This window comes from Adlercreutzia agrestimuris (genome assembly GCF_943193125.1).
In the GTDB taxonomy this organism is placed as follows: Bacteria; Actinomycetota; Coriobacteriia; order Coriobacteriales; family Eggerthellaceae; genus Xiamenia; species Xiamenia agrestimuris.
Window position 1 is genome coordinate 563,880 of sequence record NZ_CALPCX010000001.1, and the last position, 21,552, is coordinate 585,431.

Annotated in this window: 1 protein-coding gene (cut by a window edge); it reads left to right on the forward strand. The window is 49.1% G+C overall.

What is annotated here, in order from left to right; translation table 11 throughout:
* On the forward strand, positions 1-21,552 hold the 5' portion of the coding sequence (locus NFR28_RS02305; protein WP_251178213.1) for an SdrD B-like domain-containing protein. 7,143 nt of this gene lie beyond the right edge of the window; 21,552 of the gene's 28,695 nt are visible here — the first part of the coding sequence; its start codon is at positions 1-3; the stop codon falls past the right edge of the window.

Here is a 21,552-nt window from a genome sequence, read left to right on the forward strand (position 1 = left end):
ATGAAGCAAAATCGAAATGAAGCGTGTCATCAGCAGGTTCAGGAGGTGAAGAAGATGCATTCTTCTTCCAATCACGCAGCCAATCATGAGAACAATTTTGTAACAGGAGGAGAGCTAAGCTCAACCTCGTTTAGGGACAAATTGTGGGTACGCACTTTATCGTGCGTCCTGTCTGTCTTGTTGGCTGTCACCATGTTTGATCTTTCCGGGATTTCGCCATTGGTGCAGGCTGCTCAGGCGGCAAACACAACAAATGAGCAATCTGTAGATACAAGCGCAGAGGGCACTCGTGATGAGCAAGCCTCTCAAGATGCTGCATCGTCAGATGACAAGGCTGACTCTGACAACAATGCAGTGGCTGAAGATGATGACGCCAAGCAAGACGGTCAGGACGAAGGCGCATCAACCGACGCTGATGCTGATGATGCATCGGATCAGGATGCCACTAATGAGGCTGACCAAAACACTGATGTTTCCACCGAGGGTGAAGCTGATGAGCCTGAAGAGAACATCGTTGGTGTTGCTGATGTCCAAGCGCTTGAGCTTGAAGCAAGTGCACTTGATTCGCTTCTGCCGCAGAATCTGACTGCAGCTGCACAAGTTTTGCCTACCCCTGCTCAATCAACTGACAAAGCCGATATTGCTTCCCGCACGAATCCGCTGCTTGCCACATGGGGTGTTCCCTACACGCAATCCGGCGGATATCTGGTGGGTGAAAATCGTATGCCGAGCCGCTATGAGCTTGGCAACTTAGGCGAGTTGCTTGAGGGTGGATATCTTGGAGGAACTTCCGATCAAGATGCTTTTTGTTTAACTCTGGACATTCCATATCTCTTTGATGTGGGCGAAGAGGCGTTGGGCACCACGCTTTCGCAAGAAGAATGGCGCCTTCGCACCGCACGTGCAGTGCTTGCCAAAGAAGCAACAGCGCAAGACAGCGCAGAAGGTATTGCCGCTGCTGCAAGAGAGAAGGCTAAAGATGAAGCCCTCGTAAAAGACGCGCCTCGTGTGGCGCTTTTCGCCGAAGATGAGCTACCCGATTGGTCGGTGTGGGTTAAGCACGGTGATGCCTATCAAAAGGCAACCAAAGAAGATTTACAGCTTGGCGTGACGGGTCACGTCATTTTGCGTTATGAAGGGGGCACAAATGAGGCTCACGATAACGGCAAACTTGACGCTGATGCCGTAGCTCCTGAGTTCGAGTTGGGCTTTGTAGGCACGGTAAGCGACAACAACGTGATTAAGGTTGCCTATGGCGTTGAGGCGTATACGTTCACTGATCGAGAAGGCACCGTTGAGCGCGGAAATGGTCTGCGCACCACGTTAGGTTCGCTCATCCTCTCAACAGATACCACCAAAGCTGTAGCAGAGATGACGTTGTCAGCAACAACTCTGTCGCCCATGATTGAGCGCGATGGCGAAGGCATGGGTTATGCAACTGCTCTTGCTACGTATCGTGTTCCCGAGAAAATGCTGCCTGCACAAAGTATTGCTTTAGCCGCAACATTTAATGCGGATTGGCGCGGCATCGGCGGTCTTACGCTGGAAGATCTTATGGCGTTCCGCTCAACTGACGAAGGCGCACAAGCTAACTGTGACGAAGCGGGCGTAATTGACACATCCCAACAAACGCGTGAGGACAATCAGTTCGTTGGAGTGGCGGGCGAAGGTGGTCTGCTGGTATTTGATGTTACTGATTTGACCGATGCTCAAATTGCAGCGCTTGATCCCACTGACGCTCAGACGTTTGCTGATGCTGGTCTAGAACCGCTCTCTTATTATGTCACTGAAGATGCTCAAGCACGCGTTTCGCTTACTGAGGGTGCTGGCCGTGTTGAGCAAAACGCGCAGCGTACGCTCTACATTGCGGTTCCGTATCGCGAAGATGCCGTTGAGCTTTATGACGAAAACGACGCAAAGGCAATTGCGCCGCAGCACGCTGAAGCTGATTATGAGCCGGTGTTTGCAACTTTCGATTTGCAAGCATCAGTGTTGGAAAACAACGCTCCGGTGCTTTTGACCGAGCGCGCAGATGTTGCATTTGAATTTGAAGCACAGCCTTATGTGGAAACCCCGACGCTTCCTGGTGTTGGTGACCTTGATAACATTACGACGGTTGTCCCTGAGACGAACCTTCCTTCAATTCCATCTTCTGACGATGAGCAAGCCTCTGATACAGATGACGAAGATGACAACACTGATGATGCAGCTGATTTTGTTGTTGGTGTTGAGCCTGGTAACGTTAACCTTAGCGCGGGTCGTCCGTTATTTGCAAACCGCTCGCTCATCAATCCTCTTGATGCGGGAATTTCAACGCATGCAACAATTGACTTTTCGCAGGCAATTAATCCGTTTATCACGCTGAACTCAGAAAACGAAGCAATCCCTGGTGCTGTTGACACGTACCTTATTAAAGGAACGGGTGATCCGACGTTTGTAACCTTGGACGCAACGTTCCCATTCAAGAGTGGTTGGTTAGGAACGCAACAGTCTCCGGCCATTCTCTATTTCAATGTGCCTTATCTGTACTTTGATAAAAATGGTGCAGTGGCATCGTGCTACACCAAGACCGACTATGACAAAGCTATGAAGGATAATGAAGCCTTCAACAATGCTAATTCACCTATTAAGTTGGTTGCTAAGCCACCTTCGAATTTGTTTGTATACTGGGAATTGGTAAACGAGGCAGGCACGATCATTCGTAGCCAAGAGCAATTTAATCGTCTCTATCCTGAGGGCACGCTGACCGGCAGCTACAAATTGCGTTATCGCGGTGGTTCTGCTGACTTCCGCATGGGAACGGAATTCCAGCGCCCGCAGTTTGAGATTTCTTTTGTTGGCGCCATTCCAGAAAACACTGGCGCAACCATTCAAATTGGTGGCGAAGTTCACAACTACACGCCACAAGGTGGTACCACTGAGTATGGTAACTTGGTTATTCCTGCAGGTGACCGTACCGGCGGCGTTACCTCTTCGCGTTCAATGACCTTCATCAAAACCAATCTTGAGTGGAACACCACCGTTACTAATTTATGGCGTCCTGCTTTGTGGGACAAATATAACTACATGGTCTACAAGGTTGAAACAACTAACACCTCAAGTTCAGTTGATACCTTGGTTGACTTGCTTGACTATTCGTTCATGGTCACCAATGACTCACGTGGTGGCGGCGGTGTTCGTCAAGAAGACATCATGACCTGGAATGCTAATGGCACCCCGAACAACAACTTCTCACCGGACTACCCAGGTGAGCTTATTGGTAAACCTAACCAGGGCGGCATCTTGATTTATGATGCAACTGACTGGACTGATGATATTTGGGAAACCATTGATATTGACAAGTTCTCCAATGCTGAAGAATTGGGCTTGAAGCCGCTGTCGTACTTTACCGGCGGCATGGACGGTCGTTTCTCGTTTAAGATTCCTTCAGAACGCGGTGGTAAGCTGACGCCTGATGCTTATGACGAAGATGGCAATCTCATCGCAGACAACCATGATCACTTCACCATGGTTATTGCCGTACCTTATACCACCAACATCCAGCCGTTTACGATGGGTGGCAAAAAGGTATATCCCTACGTAGACTTTGCTACATCGTCCACGGTGTATTTCGGCGGTCGTGGCCTGAATGGTTATTCTTGGACCAAACAGCTGAGCAATAGTGATACGTTTGTTGAGCCAGTTAATAATGTAGAAGTCACCAAAGAGGCTTACAACTACAATGCAAAACGCTGGATGGGAACCGGCCAAGACGCTTATGATCGTGTGGGCTATCTGTCTTCATATCGTTTGCGTAATTTGAAAGTTACGGGCAATATGCCCATTTCTGGTCAAGATCTTGATGTGCCTTATGGTGCAACACTTGATGACGATCTGCCAGCAAGCTGGGAGCCGGTAAGCATTGACTTCAGGATTGAAAAAGAATTGCCGGATCCAGATGATCCCTATCCGGACAATCGCTCGGTTGATGACATCATGCGCGATTGGCTCTATCTTGACGGCGGCCTTGTTCAATTTGAGGCAACAAATGCTCGTGGTCAAAAGTCATGGGTGACGCTTTCTGCTGCACCTGTCAAGATTGATAGTGGCGTTAACGGCAATACCGAATATGCTGTTTGGCGTGTTGGTGGTGCAACTGCCGCAAATGGCATTGCAGCACAACTTGAGCAGCAAGGTGTTTCTGCGAAGCCGCGCAACTCTCTTATTGCAAAACCTGTGTTGACGTTTACTGGTAACATGCGATTCTTGATGGCAAAAGAGATCCATCAAAATCAAACCATGCCAGGTGAGATTACGGTAAACGGCATTATGCGTGCACCGTCAAGTGATGGCGTTTCTGGTCGCTTTACTAATTCAGTGCAGCCATTCTTTGGTCGCAAGCAATGGGCAGTACCGGTAGGAAATGACGGTAACAAGTATTACAGCTCAAAACAAACTGGCGCTGAATCTCAGGCTCACTTGGTTGCAATTGGTCCTGTTGTTCCAACAGTACAAGCCTATTCTTATGACAAGCTTGGCCAAATATGGTCACCGCTGAACGGTACCGTCAATGCGCCATTGAATAATCCGCGCAATGGTTATGTCTTTAACCTCAGCAATCCTAACCCGTCCATGATTGAACCGGGTACCTTCTCAACTTCGGCAGTCAAGTTTGATACCAGCAATGGTGTGCGTGGCTTTGAAGCTGAGTATGTCATGGTTTCTGCGGGACTTTTGGCAAAGAGTGATATTACCGAGCTTCGCCTCTATAGTTATCAGACGGGGTCAAGTTCGCCACAAATTAGGTTATCTGCATCTGATTTGACGCGCTATCTGGTGGATGCAAGTGGCTCTACACCTGCTGGTGGTACGTTTGATCCTTCGCTTGAAGGCAACATTTTGATACCTACCTCTATTTTGGGCAAAGATCGTTTGTTCCTGCGTTTAGAGGTTGACTTTGACACCTTTGAAGGTGGCGTTGCTACTGCCCCGAATGCAACAGATGCCTTTGTTGCGCTGCATGGTTTGTCCTCTTTCACGGGCGAACAACCAATCACGGGTACGTTTACAACGAAATATAGTGGTTCAAACGTTCAGCGCTCTAGCAATGCAACAGCAAAACTCTCTGTTTTGCCGGCGCGTCCTTATGTAGATGCTGCTCCTATTGAGACTGCATACAATCCACCGTTCGGTGGTCGTGGTTCTACCTATGAAGTACCACTTGGACAGCTTGAGCAAGGATGGTTGTTCCATTTAGGTGATACAACCTCAACTAAGATTGAACCAGGTAAGTTTTCAACTACCCCTATTACGGCACATGTACATAATGGTGCGTTGCGTGGTTTTAACACTCAGTCTGTCACTATGAGCAAAGATCTGTTCACAAAGGCAGAGGTTACATCACTTACGCTTTACTACACCGATGTTGCCGGTAATGTTTCTTCCGTTACGCTTAATCACGACACCACTGTCGGAGCCGATGAGTTTGCTCCGTATTTGGTTGATACAGCAGGCAAGACTGCTGCGGGTGGTACCTATGATCCTTCGATGGAGGGAAGCTATATCTTCCCCTCAAGCGTGTGGGGTGACGAATACTTCTCGCATCTTGAGTTTAGCTTTGATACCTTCGCTGGCGATACAGCAGTTGTACGTGGTGGCGGCAGCTATGTTGCCATCTACGGCGCATCAACTGAAGTAGGAACCCATTCTGTAACGGGTAAACTTGAAACACAATATGGCGACCCGCCAATGGAACAGTCAGGAAGTTCTACCGCAACGCTTCGTGTGCTTAATGCTGATCCGCTTGTACAAGCGTACGCATTTGACAAGCGGGGAGCTTCTATGTCTGCTGTCAATAGTGGTGTTTCGGCTCCGCTTGCTATGAATCGCTCGGGATACGTTTTCCGTTTGCTCAACCGCAATAACGCAACGTTCAAACCGGGTCTGTTCTCAACGGGCAACATTCCCTTTGAAAATGACGAAAACGGAAATCCGAAGGGCTTCGAGACAAGCCATGTAGTGATTTCTCGCAAGTACCTTGAAGACGCTACTATTAATAAAGTAGAGCTGTATTCACTGGATCCGGCTAACTCACCGGTTACCTTGACGCGCAAGGATCTTGATCAATACATCGTCAAGTCAACAGATACCGCTTTGATTGATAAGTACGGAGCTGACTCCATCGGATGCGCTGTTATCCCTGCAAGCGTTTGGGGTAACTACTACTTCCAGCGTATTGTTATTGACTTTGAAGATATGGGTGAAGAGAAAGCAACTACGCTGGCTGATGATGTCTACGTAGCACTTTTTGGTACGCCAACTTTGGTGGGAACGCGTACCGCTTCTGCTACCTTGCAGTCCACCCATGGAACACTTGACAAGAGCTCAACAGGAACCTCGTGGTTAAACGTTACAACTATTAATCCGAAGATTGGTGTGAACTCATATTGGACTAAAGATAACGGCGCTCAAAATGATGGCGAAAACACCATGGTGCCGTATCGTTGGGGCGAAAACACCGCGCATGAAGCTGTTTGGTTTAGGTACTATCTGCAAAACGACACCGAGTCTTCAGCTGACGAAGTGGCATTTGATATGGTCATGGATGAGTTGTCTTATAACGCAAAAGGCAACTTGCGCGGCTTCGTTGCAACTGAGTTGCGTATTCCTGGATTTAGCGAAGACCCTGATAATGCAGGTGCATATATTCATACCTCAGGTAAGATTGATGGCATTGAGATCTATGATATCGACGACAACAAAGTTGCTGATATCGACATGGCAACACTTGCTTCTACTTATTTAGATAAGACAACTGGTCAGTTGTCATTGCCGCTTGATAAACTCAAGAACGTAGCTGACGTTAAGCGTATTCGCCTTCGTTATGCAACACTGAATCCGTTCGTTAAAGACGACAAGACCCTTTATACCTATGTATATGGCAAAGTTGAAACGCATGGCGCATGGGTGAATCGCGATTCTGGTTATAACTGGACGCATGCTCTTTACAATCAGCACTACACGCGCTCAACGGCAAACTTCACGCCGCTTAATGATAACTATGGTTCAAGCGTTTCGCGTACCGCAAACTATCGTCTGCATATTGGCTGGTTTGCATGGGCATCCTCATCTAACGCCTTCAAGGCAGCTGCTTCACTTCCGACGACAACAACTGACACCAAGGCAGCACGCGTTGAGGTTGGTATTGATCAGGATAACGTAGGCTATGATTTTGCTATTCGCAACAACACTGACTCTCGTTCAGATGAAAATACTATTACGTTCAACGTTGATTCAGTAAGCAACAAAGAGGTTGCTCCTGGTGTTGCTGTTCACGGTTATAAGGCAAAGACCTTTACCTTTGATGAAGCGTTAACCAAGATGGGCACCAATGCCGACGGTACCTCTACGTTCAAGCAGTTGGCATTTAGCTTTATGAATCCGCTGACAGGAACAACGTCAGCTACGCCGGATGTTGTTATCGCGTTGGCAGATTTGGCGAAGTATCAGCAAGCTGATGGTACTTACAAATTTGATCTTGAAAGTGGTGTGTTTGCTCCATTTGCAACGAGTCATTTAGCTAATGTTGTAGCAAGCTACGACACCATTGATCCGTGGTATGAAGGCATCACGCTGCATGCATCAACGCGAGGTGTTTCCGATTGGTATGACACAGCATCTCCTTTGTATGTACACGGTCCAGACGTTAATGGTAATTACACCAACTCAAACCCCAATCCGGTAACTTATTTGCGCTTGACCATGGTAGGTCGTCAAACGGGTCCCGAAGACGGCAGCGCAACAACTTCTCAGTATCCTGAGCTTTCCGTTCCGCGTCCTGGCTTGCATGTTCGCACGCATGCTCAGTACGTTGAAGTAACAGAAGGCAATCAAGGTAATATTGTTGGAAATGACGACAATGCGCGTACGCATTTGGCAGTTCCTTATGACCGCGACTTCGTCATGTGGGCAGAGTTCTGGAATAGCTCCGGCTACTCAACGCTTGACGATGTGGACATGGACACTTCGCTCTACCTTGCTCGTGAGACAGGCATTATCACCGACCAAGGTGGTGCCACCACGACTGCATGGACCGGCTTCCATACCACAAAGGTCACTATCACCAATGATTTGATTACCAAGTATGAGAATCCCGGCAACATTATGTTGTATGGTGCGGCGGACTCCGACACCACAACGTCGCTTAAGGCAACTTTGACTCCTGTTAAAGATGTTAGTGGCGAAGTGACCGGTTGGAAAGCGCCCGATGGTTCTGTTATTAACCGTGAAGCCAATGGCAACATGGTTATTACCGAGGCTCAAATGCGCAGCTGGGGTATCCACCATCTGTCGCGTTTTAACCTCTATAGCTGGAAAGACATGAACCGCGCAGGAAGCCAAAATGTGAACGCTCAACGCGTTATCTTTGATGGCTTCGCAGACGCCGCTCTTGGTTCAGAGCGCGTGTTTATCACGGCAACGGGTACCAACCATCTTCGTGGTATTCGCGAAAACTTGCCGAGTGACCACAATCACCAGTATCAAGTTTCACGCAAAGATGATACGTGCATTTTGATGTCAAAGATGTTCTTTGATGCTACATCGCGTGCTGCCTACAACGACGGCGGAGCAAATCGTTTTGATAAGTGGTCATACACCACAGATCCATGCCACCGTCATTATTGGTATGTGGGCACCGAGCCTGATACGCGTCTTGATGTTGGATACAAGACTCAGGCATCGTTCACGTTTGACTTTAGACAGAACAACAACAACTCAATTGAAAGTGCGTGCCACCTTGACCAAAGCTATGTAAATTATCAAACGCTTGATGGTCGCACATATAATACGGCAGCAAATCTTGAGGTTGTACAGAGCATTCCTTCAGACAACTTCGACGCATATTATGTGCGCGTACATCGCTATGCCTTGAACTATCTCAACTCCATCACGGTCTATTATGGAGATGGCACAAGCTTCACCATTGATAAAGCTACCATTCAGATGGCGGGTCTCAATTCGGTGGAGACCGATAGTGCGGGCAATTCGCAGTTCATGCGTTTGAATTTGCTATACAAGGAAAATGGTCAGCATAAACCTAACTTCGACACTACCGCCGCAGGTAAGCAATATGCCTACAAAGATGCCTTTAGTGCATATGACCAGGCTAATGAGCCGTTGGTAGGGGATCGCGTTACTACTATTGTTTACAACTTAGACATCAACCAGGCACAATACGCTGCTGATGCTGCTGATGGTTCTAAGCGTGCAAACCAGACTGACTTCGGCACCTGGTATAACTATGCAAATCCGGCTGTTGACTCATTTGAGGTAACCGGTCGTCTGTATCGTCCCAAAGAAGATATCTATTGCACGACAAACGTGAAGATGCGCATTGGTGGCGAGCATTCTGCAACGAAGCGTCCGGGCGCTGTTGCTGTTCAGCGTTATGATTCTGGCGATAGCCATGATGACCATCGTTCAATCTTTGGCTATCAGGACTATCATGATACCCACGGGTATTATCACAGCCATGAAGCACATAAGATGCGCCACCTTATGACCAGCGCTCGCATGAGTGCTCGTGAGTCGGCGGTCTTTACCCGTAAAGGCGTGCATGAAAACTTCACCGAGGGCAACGATGGTGACGAGAGCTTGCGCTTTGCGTCTGATCAACACTATTCAGTTTCTTTCTACCGCCTCTATGAACCGTATGGTTATTCGGGCGGTTGGGAAGTAGACGAATTCTCGGGCAAGATCAGTTTTGCCGACCAGGCCATCTTGCGCGACACCATGCCAGTGTGTGAGCCAGACCCTGAGCTGCAATACTACGGCTTCCTTTCAACTGGTATGCAAATGATCAATCGCACCAATGGCGAAGACTTGCTGCCGCATGTGAAGAAGGTCGTCTTTAATCTTCGCAAATACACGCTCAATGCAGATGGTAAGACCTATTCAACTTCCACGCGTCAAGTAACTCTTGATCGTGCTCAGTTGGGAATTGACACTGCAATTGCAAATAATACAGGTGTCTATATTTACTTTGAGCGTCCAAATGAAGATCCTGCAACCGAGCTGCAAAACTACGGTTTGAACAAGTGCGTCAAACTGGCATTGGACGAAAACGAATTCGTAGTGAACTATGACATCGTGATGCAGAACTTTGGCGGCGACATTGACCACACCAAAGAAACGGGACGTGGTTATACGCCCAATCGTAATATGGGTAACGCAGACCGCGATGTCTATGTTTACGGACGTCCTTATACCTATAAGAATCAGAAGCCGACCACGCTTGCAGACTCAACGAATACGTCATTTACCTATGGTCATAATTATCTGACAGGTTTATATGATGATGAAAACCCAACGGTTCTGAACTGGGGTAACTACTACAACGAGCATTCAACCGATCAAGCCTATATGATGGGTTATCTCATTCCGTATGGTTACAACACCTCAATTCAGCGCTATAACAACGACAGCTCTATTGGAAGCTTAGTTGATTATGCAACGAACAATTTGACTCCTGCATCTGAGACGTTTGAGGTGCGTTTCCAGAACATCTCGGATCGTAACCCCGGCAAAGATGACCAATATCGTGCTTCGCATATTAGTGCGGTGGGACTGCAAACAACCACCTCAAGCTACTTCCGTATGCAGCATGTGTATGTACCGCGTGAGCTGGTGCCCGGAGACGCACAAAGTGATCCGGATTGGATGTTGCTTAAGAAGTTCACCTTTACCTTTAATGGCCAAACCGTATCGGTTGACTGGAAAGACTTGGTGGCAACGGGTGTTGTTTCTGCCGAGCCTCTGACCACAGGTAAATATGTTGGTTGCTACGAGGTTGACCTTGAGCGTTATCTGCGTGAGCAGTTAGTGGCTGGTAATATCACCTTGCGCACCTATACTGCAGTATCTGCTACCAACATGATTGATGGCTTTGCTCCTGATATTGCAACGGTTAACTTGACCTATGTTGATACGCGCATTGCAACATTGGCGCTTGAATTTGAATCACCCAATGCACAACGTGCAAAACCTGAGACAATGCTTGACTCAGGTCAATGGTTGGCAGCAGACAGAAATAATACTTCGGGCAATGGTCGCAATTTCGCCTTTGCTTATGACGGCGTATATGCTGACCGTACCGTGGATGATTTCAAGAATGCTACAGCAACAACTGCTACTGACTTGAATGCGGGCAATTGGAACGAAACTTCAACCCCATCATTTGGTAAGCAAGGTCAGGCATTCAGCCAGATTACGAGCACCGAGACGTTGAGCATTGTGCCGAACTCTATCAAGACGAAAGACCCGAACCACAACGTATTAACGGGCAACTCGCTTGACTGGTATGCACAGGATTATCTGAACCATCGCTTGGCTTCCATGGAAACCTCTATGGTTCGCGGCAAGACCGTAAATCTCAACGGCACGAACACCAAGATCTTTGCCTACGATGCTGACGATACTGACATCTCGTCACCGTTTAGCTTTGATCCTGATTCAAATGCTGTACAAACAGGTGTGCCTGATGGTGGCCTTTATGCGGGCGACTACATTGAGTACACCTTATACGTTGGTGCGCAGGCGGGTTCGGCATTGCCGCTTGAACATGTGGATGCTCGCTTCCAGGTGCCGCGCGGCCAGCGCATTGTCGGTTGGGAAGTAGCGAAAGCACAAGATGCTGACGGCAAGTGGTATGAGCGCAACACGACCGGTTATGACGTAATTGCACAGATTGGCAACGCTGATCTGACGGTTATGCGTGATGCGCCACAACAAGTGGACATGTCTCGCGTAGACAACCCGGCACATGCAACAGATCCGACCGAGCCCGAAACCATTGAAGAGTACAACAACAACCGCGCGCTTGTATTCAACATTGGTCAGGACAAGTGGGACGAAAACGGCAAGATTACTGATCCGGAAACGCGTCAGTTTGCAGCTGGTGAAGGCGTATACATTCGCGTCATTACGCAGATGACTTCTGAGCTGGGATCAGATGCCTATGATGCAGCGGAAAATTCGCCGTTTACGAATGACTCGCCAGTATATCAAGATGCTCGCTTGCAGGCGGACTTCTATGCAGTTTCTGCTCCGATGCATGGCTTCTTGCAGTACCGCATTCCCGGTGGCGGCGACAACAATCATGATGTATTCGTTACGCAAGCTGATGGCGGTCTTGAGCACGTGCAGTACTGGCGTGGTATGACGTCGGCTTGTGGTAAGACGCAGTTTGGTGCGCATGACTATTCATTCGTGCGCTTCTACAACCATGGTTATGACCGTGTTCGTGGTGGGGATAATCACCGCGATGACACCACAGTAGCCATCAACTTTACTGGCGTTGACCGTTACGGCAATTTGCCGCGTACCGACGGCGAAACAGCTCAATATACCGTTCGTGGTATCAAGAACCCGACATTCCATACCACCGATATTACGGTGACGGCACGTTTCTACGACAGCCAGGGACGTCAAGTTTTTGAGATGACCGATACGCCGAAATTGGCAAATGGCACTTCGAGTGTTCGTAAAGACGCCAATGGCAAGCCTATTGATCTGTGCTATCCGTCAACGTTGCCCGACAGCGTAAATCTCAATGGCACGGGTGCAGCAAATCAGCGTCCTGACATCTTTATTGAGTACTACGATTCCAAGGCAATGAAGCAAGATGGAACGATGGGTGATTGGGTTGACTATAAGACCCTCATGGCGAATAATGCCGCGCGCCCGCAAGAGCCCTCTGATGAAGGTTATTACGAGAATGCTAACCCGTTCCGTACCGTCATGGCCATTCGCTGGACCTACTATGACGTACCTGCAACGGCAACTGCTTCTAATACCAACACTGCTTTTGCGCTTGATGATGTAGCGCTTGTCGGTGTTGGTCGTTATCAGAATGTCCGCACCAATGGTGAGCTGGATGAGTCTTGGCAGTCAGCTCAAGGCTTCCCCATTGACGTAGCCTATACGCATCGTCATCATGAGCAAACTGCGCTTGATTTCTACAATGCCACCACTGATGCAGACGCGGGCGGCCTGGTACGCGGTGATGCGGTTGAGCATGGCGTCATTAAGACCAAGCAAGACGAAAACAACTCCACCACGTTGCGCGTGTATCGTCGTACGCCGGTTATCCGCTTCCAGAATCAAGTCTTCCAGACTGAATCTCAGGTTGAGGCAACGAATGCACGCACGTGGGATGCGGCACAAAAAACGGGCTATATCCCTGGTGAGCAGTTCTGGTACAAAGATACGCTGTGGAACCTGCCAAAGGGTACCAATGGCGCCATGGATATTGAGGGTGAAATTTACAATCCCGTCTTCTACGAGCGCATCCCTGTTGACTATCTCAAGGCAGCTGACGGATCTACCATTGATGCGGCTTATCTTGAGGCACATCTGCAAGGAAACGTTCGCTGGTTAGACAAAGACGGCAATGACGTTTCTGCCGATCGTTTGCGCGGCATGAAACTGCAAGTTACGCAGGTGCCGTATAGCGAAGCGCCGCAGTATGCAAGCGACTTCGGTGGCATGATGAATTACACGTCCACGCAAATGGGTTATACCAACACCCGTCGTGGTAAGCCGTTTGCGGATATGAACCCCACCGCTTCAGGCGTGAGCGAACAAACCGAGTTTGCACTCTTCCGCATTGAGTGGGTTGCCGATCCGTCTGCTGATGTATCCGGTTCAGTTGTGCCTCCTGGACGCGAAGAAGTTTCTCCGGTTGACCTGGTAGTGCCAGGAACCACCTGCGTTGAAGTGGGCGACACTATTGAGCTGTGGTTTGATGTAACCGCTGCCATTGATGGTTTGCCGCAGGTTTACAACATGCTGTCAGCTCAGAAGTCAGGTACGGCAGGAAAAGAGCCGGCATACTTCCCCCGTGTTGGTGAGTACTGGACTGACTATGAGTATCAGTATTACAACGACTGGGCTGGTGCATCCGGCGCCAACCCGTTTGGTGCGGCAAACTATGGCTTTAGCGGCTTGGTAAATGTTGAAGGAGCGCTTCGCCTGAGCACCGAAGGAGTGCTCATGGATATGGATTCGCTCTTGCATGAATCCGCGTTTACAGCTGATAGGCCTAAGAATACTGATCGCTGGGAGATGTTTGATGGTTCGCTGTCATTTATTCCCGGTTCACAAGATAATGTAGATGGCTCTTACACCTATAACAACCGCGGCAATGCAGGCAACCTCGGTGTATATCTGGATGAAGACGTTAAGACGTCGCGCTTCGTGCAATACATTCGTTATACGCCAGTTCGACCGGCTGGTGCTGCTGAGTTGGTGGCAAACGACCTGCCGCAGGACGTGTACTTTGTCACGTATCAAAACTATGCCAACAATTACAACTTCGGCAACACGTGGGGTCGTGACTATTATCGCTATGTCACCAAACCACGTACGATGGGCGAGCTCAAATCAACGGTTGACGAAAATGGCGTAACTCGTCAGACCCGTTGGGGATCAACCACCCCGTTGGTATGGAGCCAGACGCGTTTGCACTTGCAGAAGGCATGGTTGGCAACGTCTTCAGAGATGGTGCCTGATGCCTCTACCAACAACTACATGGCTCAGCGTCAGTACTTAAATGGTCGCGATGCTACGAAGTGGTGGTATGAGAGCAACTACTACGGAAACAATGTGGCTGCTTGCATCTATCGCGATCATCGTGGCGTCATCTACGGACAGTACAACTCAACGCTTGAATACAACCAGGATTACACATCCAGGTTGCAGGCGTACAACTATGGTGACCGTAATGTGGATGGTGTTGAGTTTACCTATATCATGCCGCGCGGTACCGAGCCTAAGCTTGATGCTGACGGCAATGTGCAAGTAAGCGCTGGCGTCCTTGCTAATGTTGGTGGTCCGAGCGGATATGGCGCAACGCCTACAACAAGCGATAGCTATGCAGCCATTGATCCGGATCTCATTGATGTCGAAATTATTCAGACACCATACGGTCCGTATCAAGGCTATGATGCGCCCAGTGATTCGCAGAATCCTGCTGATTGGCGCAACGGTTTGCAGATTGCTAATACAACAAATGGTGACAAGTCATCTGATGTAACCACCTCAACGTATACGTCAATCACTTCGGCTTCTACAAGCAACCAGACGCAGGATTATGTTGAAAGCTCGCAGCCGTGGGTTCTCAAGATTACTGTTCGCCAAAGCCTGGGCAAGTGGTTTGGCCGCAACATTGACGGTACGCCGGATGATGCTGCAACGCTGGTGAACTCGGCTGACCCTGATACGTATTCAGGTATGGCTGGTTATAAGATTCGCGTTGACATTGCCTCGCATGTATTTGCTAATAACCTCTCTTCAATGTGGTATGACCGCGTGCTCACGCGCCCGGTTGATACGCGCGAAGTAAGTGGTGCAGATACTTCTGCTGGTGAGCTTCCTTCAAAATCTTCGGCTTACTACCAGGTTTACGACTTGGATCATTACGAAGGCCGTGAGGTCACCGAAAACCGTGGTCATACTGGTGCTTATAGCATGGATCTCCAACCGTTTGGCATGGACTATAAGTGGATGCTGCGCGAATGGCATGCAGGAAATTATGGCCGTGAGAATTTGGATCACCGCTATGACCTTGCTTATGGTTCGCCGAGCATGCCTTCAGTTAATGGACGTACGGTACTCAACAATACGGTTCAGGCAACCTCATCCACACCTGCTGGTGTTAAGGTGGCTGATTCGGATACGGTAAATTGGAACTTGGCTTATAAGGGTGAAGGTTCCACGACCGCAGATGGTGGCGCCATCTACGCACAAACTGGTACACGTGCACAACAACGTACTCCGTTTGTACGCGTGTGGAATTCAATTGGTGCTGATGGTGTGAGCGAAGACGCGTCTTCGTACTACCTTGAGTCTGAAGGTGATAGGCGTCAACTCAACGTTCATATTGAGAATCGTTATTGGTGGAATGACCTGGCACTTGATGTCAACCACATCAACCGCAACGATTACAATTCATGGGGTTATAACGAGATCCACAATCACACCTATGCCATCAACGGTGGTTCAATGGGTACACTTGTGATGCCTACGGTTACGGTGGTTCTCCCAGAAAACATTGTGCCGGTACATCATGCAACAGGTAAACCTTATGATATGAAGCCTGATGTTGAGCAGGCTATGGATGTTGCTGACTGGAATGTCGTTTATGCTGACGACGCGAAGGCGTCATCACGCGAAAAGCTCTCGGATGCTCACAATGAGTCCGATACGCAAAAGACGGCTGACTTCGATGCAACTGTCACCTATGAGAAGGTAACCGCTGAAAGTGGTGATACGGATTATCGCTTCGTGGTTCGCTTCACAGCTAATGGCACCTATACCAATGGTGATGTGGCAAACGAGCAGCGCATCCGCACAAATGAGATGGATACGTTTAAGCTTGAAATCATGTCATTGGGTGAAAGCCGTCAGAACGACAACGAAGGAAATCGTCTTGAAACGACACGTTCGTACGAAAACATTCGTACCTTTGTTTCGTCTAAGATGGGTGGCTTCCAATATATTACTGACGACCAGATTGCAAACAATCCTTACACCGTTGGTTCACGTGCGGCGTACCGTCACATTGGCGGCGCTGCCGACGACCAACGTTTAGATGCACGCAAGACCTACCTTGCAACCTATCGTTCGGGCTATTCTGAGTACTGGAATACCAACGAGCACATCACATCAAGCTACGATCAAATTGCTCAATGGCAACGTGAGGGTCATACCTTCTATATGGCAGGCGTGATTCCGTATGACTATATTGATGACGGTACTGCAACCATGGATCGTGTTCAGAACAACTGGTTGCCTGGTTATCAGCGTCGTTATAGTGAAACCGATGGCGGTCTTGACGATGTGAATAATACGCTGTTCAACGCAGGTCTTAATGTGGAAGACTATCGCTTCCGCCCCAGTCTGGCGTTGACCGCTCAATCAACATATGGCCTCAATGAGAATAATGCGGTACGCACCGTTGAGAAATTCGCCCGCAACGATACGGGTGAAACGGCAAGCCGTGTTGACGGTGGTGTAGTTTCCACGTTGAAGCTGCGTACGAAGTACCCCAACGTTATCTCGGGTTATGAGGTAGAAATAGGTCAAGGAGACAATGGCTCGCAGCCTACGGCTACGGGTACGGGTGCTACGCGCGTTAAGAACTCTAATGGCACGTATTCATATCAGGTACTGGACAATGATGGTGGTAAGACGGGTGCTGCAAGCAAGAGCTTGGAGTATGGTGATGCTGTTTGGTTCGCATCGTCTATCTACAATGTTAAAGCGCCAACTTCCACCAACCCTGCTGGTTACTACAACGGCATGAATGTTGTTGCGCGTGCAGGTTCGGTAAAGCATGCCCGCCAGGTATATGCATTGCATTTGCCCAAGCAGGTAACGTTCTATAATGATCAGCCGCTCACCACAGAGAATTGCGACGATTATGTGGGCGACGATTATCAGTTCCTTGTAGAGTGGACACACACGCCGCGTGGTTCGACAACGCCTATTAAAGAAACGTTCACGCCAAAAGAGCTTATTGAGCAAGGTTGGACAGTGAACTTCTTAACGCAACCTGATTATTCAGCAAATAACTTTACTGACGGCGACTATGGTAAGCCCGATGCTGATGATCCGCTGGATGTTGTGCCAGCAGGTGCGGCTTTGAAGAGCAAGTCGCATGAAGGCGAAGTGGTTGTCATTGAGATTGCACCGCCTGACGACGCAACAGACGAAGAGTTTGAGCGCTATGACTCTATGATTGAGGCGTTCTGGGAAGGTGTTCGTTGTGACGGCTACTTTGGCGTTGGCGATGTCATGACTGTTAAGATTAAGACGCGTATTGACAACTTGGGCTCTGAAGACAGCGCTCTTGATGACGCAAAGACCAATTACGAAGAAGCGCTCAAGCAGATTCGCACGTGGGATGGTGGTACCTCCCAGGCATATTTGACGCTGCACGACATGAAGATGGCGTGGCTTGACCCTGATTGTCCGGTTGCTGAGCGTCCGGATCAGTGGACGGGCAAAGGCTGGACGCACGTGTATGAAGACACTGATGCAGCTGGCAACGTAACGCGTCGCGAAGTGTCGAAGCCAACGCGTAATGCTGCCGCAGGTCCTACCAGCCCGCTGTACAACTTCGTCAGCCAGGATATTTCACGCTTTGTTTTAGCTAACAAAGTACTGGACGGTCCTTCAAGCGTTAATTCATCAACAGGCGAGATCATTCCTGAGAAAGACTTTGACCTTGACGGTAATCTTACTGATGTCTTCGAATATGCTGAAACAGGCTACTTCAAGGTACGTCGTCCCAACGCTTCTGTTCGTGCTGATACCGCAGCACAGCGCCGCGTCCTCTTTAGTGATGACTTCGGCGTGGCATTGGCTGATGACTCGCACCAAGGTGGCGAGAATCAGTTCTATGTCACCCAGGCAATCAATACCGGTGCAGCAGTCAACAGCTTTATGGTTGATTGGCAAGTACCATATTGGGCAACAGCAGAAGGCAGTGTATATGACGCACCGTTCAATGATCAGAACACGCCGGTTATTCGCACGCGTCCTTATGTTGACCGCATTAACTCAGGTGTCTGGGAGATTCCGGGTGCCACGTGGTCTGACTACGTAGATGCTGAAGGCAACCCATGCGATGCATCCACTGAGGGTGCTCGCAAGGCACCGGGTGCAACGCCAACAAATGATAAGGCTGAAGATGAGACGAAGCTTCGTGTCTTTGTCATGGCGCGCGTGGTTGACTGCACGCCAACGAGCCGTACAAGTGTTTACCACGAACAAAATGGTGCTGAGCTCCAAGAGTTTGAAAACTATGCATTGCCCGGTTCGGATGCTGATCGTGATTACTACTTCGGCGAAGATGACACGCTTGACTTCAACACCGCTGATGGCACCACGGGTACATGGCGCATTGTTGGTAGCCAAGATGGCTATGCAGTATCTGATAAGACCAACGCGGTGATTGATGTATCTAACATTTATCTGTCAGGCTATAACGATATTCGTCAGATTCGCTGGGTAGTGAAAGCGGTTGAACCAGGTTTGACTGGTTGGGATGCCTTGGCAAATGACAAAGCTGCATATGATACGCCTATTCCTACTGGCTTCCGTCTTGACGTGGATGCTATGCCTTATGATGCAAGCACCGCCGAGACGCGTGCTGCTACGGCAGGCAAGCAAGAGGCATACGAGGTTGATCCTGATCAGTTCAATACTGGTTGGGAGTGGGATAAGGACGAAAACGGCCGCTATGTCTATGATGAAAAGGGCAACCATGTAACAATTGCTAAGACGGTTATGCCTGAAACATTAACGGACAATGCAGCGGGCGTACTCATCCATTCACGTACGCTTGAAGACTTCAATACCGCGCGCGATCTGGGTATCACCTCGCCGCTTTTGAAAGATGGTTCAACAACCAGGGCAGTTGCGGCAAATGCTGCTGCACATATGAACCACTATGCAACGGTATCGCTTCGCTATGACGATACGAAGTTCGCCGAGCCGCAGCGCTCGCGTGCAGGCTTCTATCGTGACGCGGAGTATCCGACGCTGCGTATCAACATGGAGCAAGCGTACTTCACGGGCAATTCTGCAACGTCATTTGAGTGGGTTGTTGGCAAGCCTTCTATTGACGTAGCAACGTCACGTATGATGCGCTACTCCATTACGTTGACCAACTTGAGCGGTGATCAGCTCAAGTCTCTTGGCATGCCAACAGACTTTACGGACTACTGCTCTAACCCCGACATCTCAATGATCTTCCCGTTCATTGAAGGATTCGGTGCTGCAGCAACCCTGTCTCCGAAGGACTTCCAATACATTCCATATTCGCAATCGCAATCAACTGACTGCGAACTGAATATCAATTACAAGAACGAAGCCATTCAAGAATTTGTGCCTGATTTGGACGAAAATGGCAACCCGATGTATGACCCTGATACGGGCGAGCCTTTGGGTTACTGGACGGTTGCTGATGGCGGTTATGCAACGCCGATCAACCACGTGAAGCCCATGTGGACCTACCATATTGAGCAGCAAGATGCGACGTTCCAGACTACGCAAATCTTGAATAACCACGAGTTGTTGCTGACCGACCCGAAGGTTGGTGGAAGTCTGACAACCCAAGATAAGCTTGGTGACGTTAACTCTGGCATGAATCGTAAGTTCATGAACTGGCAGTTCACAGGTATCGAGGACGAAGAAGGCCACGCAATGCGCGGATCGCTTGGTATGGGACAAGCCATTGTTATTGAGCTCATGATGCCAATTCGTTCTGATGCAAGTTCATCAATTGGGCAGTCATTGATGACGTCAACGGGTTATATTCACAAGTCGGGTAACTATGACCCCTATGTTCCGGTTATCCAAGGCAATGACAAGATCAGCTTCGTTTTGGACGAACGTGACGCTAACCTTGACAGTAATACGAATCAAATGATGCTCAAGGAAGAGTTGGAAGCTGCAGGCTTTGCGTCAAATATTACGCAAGACCAATCCAAGTACTCCTCATCGATCATCAACACGATGTACACGCGTAACGTCAATGGTCCGGTTGCGGTTCCTGAGGGTACGAACTACACCTACATGGCTCAAGCCGACAACCCCGGCGCAAGCCAGTTGGTAGCGAAGAACTATGTCCATACCGTACTTTTGGATATGCTTCCGCATGAGGGCGACACCCAGGTGTACTTCAACAGTGTGGATAGCGAAGATAACCAAATTGGTATCCCGCGTGATTCGCGTTGGAATGGTTGGATTAATGATCTTGATTCCATCAAGCTTACGACGATGGATCCGCAAGATGCAAAGAACCCGGGCGGTCGTGTTCTGGCTGCTGATGAGGCAACTATTTGGGTTGGACCTATCAAGAAGGTATCAAACGATAAGTTCATCCCGCTGCCTGAGTCTGAGATGCCGACCATGTATAACAAGGGTCGTGACGACGAGAAGACCACGTGGATGAACGAGCGTAGGTCTAATCCGGCGTTGCTGTATCAAGATAACTTCGTTCGTTTGAACGAATTGAAGACCTATGTTGCAGCACACCCAGATGAGGGCGAAAAACTCAAGAAGTCTATCCGTGGCATTTGGGCACAGGTTGAAAAAGATTCCATCATCCTGCCCTGCCAAGGCTACATTCGTCTGACCTATGACTTGCATGCTCCGTTGAACCTGCCGAAGTATTTGGGCACGACAACTGGTGATGCTAACTTCGACATGAACTTGGAAGAAGAGTCAAATAACGAAGAATTGGCAGCACGTTTGGCAAGCGTATCGCAGTGGAACAGCTTCTTGCAGCGTATTAATACTGCGGGCAACTCGGCGGCAAACGACGCGGGTGCTCGTATGCAAGAGAACAAGCAAGCAGGTGCCTTTATTGATGCACCTGACGAGCGTGGTTACCTGGGCGACTATGTCTGGATTGACTACAACTGGGATATGTTGCAAAACGAAACCGACGGTCCGGTGGTGAAAGACGCACTTGGTCGTGAAACCACCTACCATAAGGCAGAC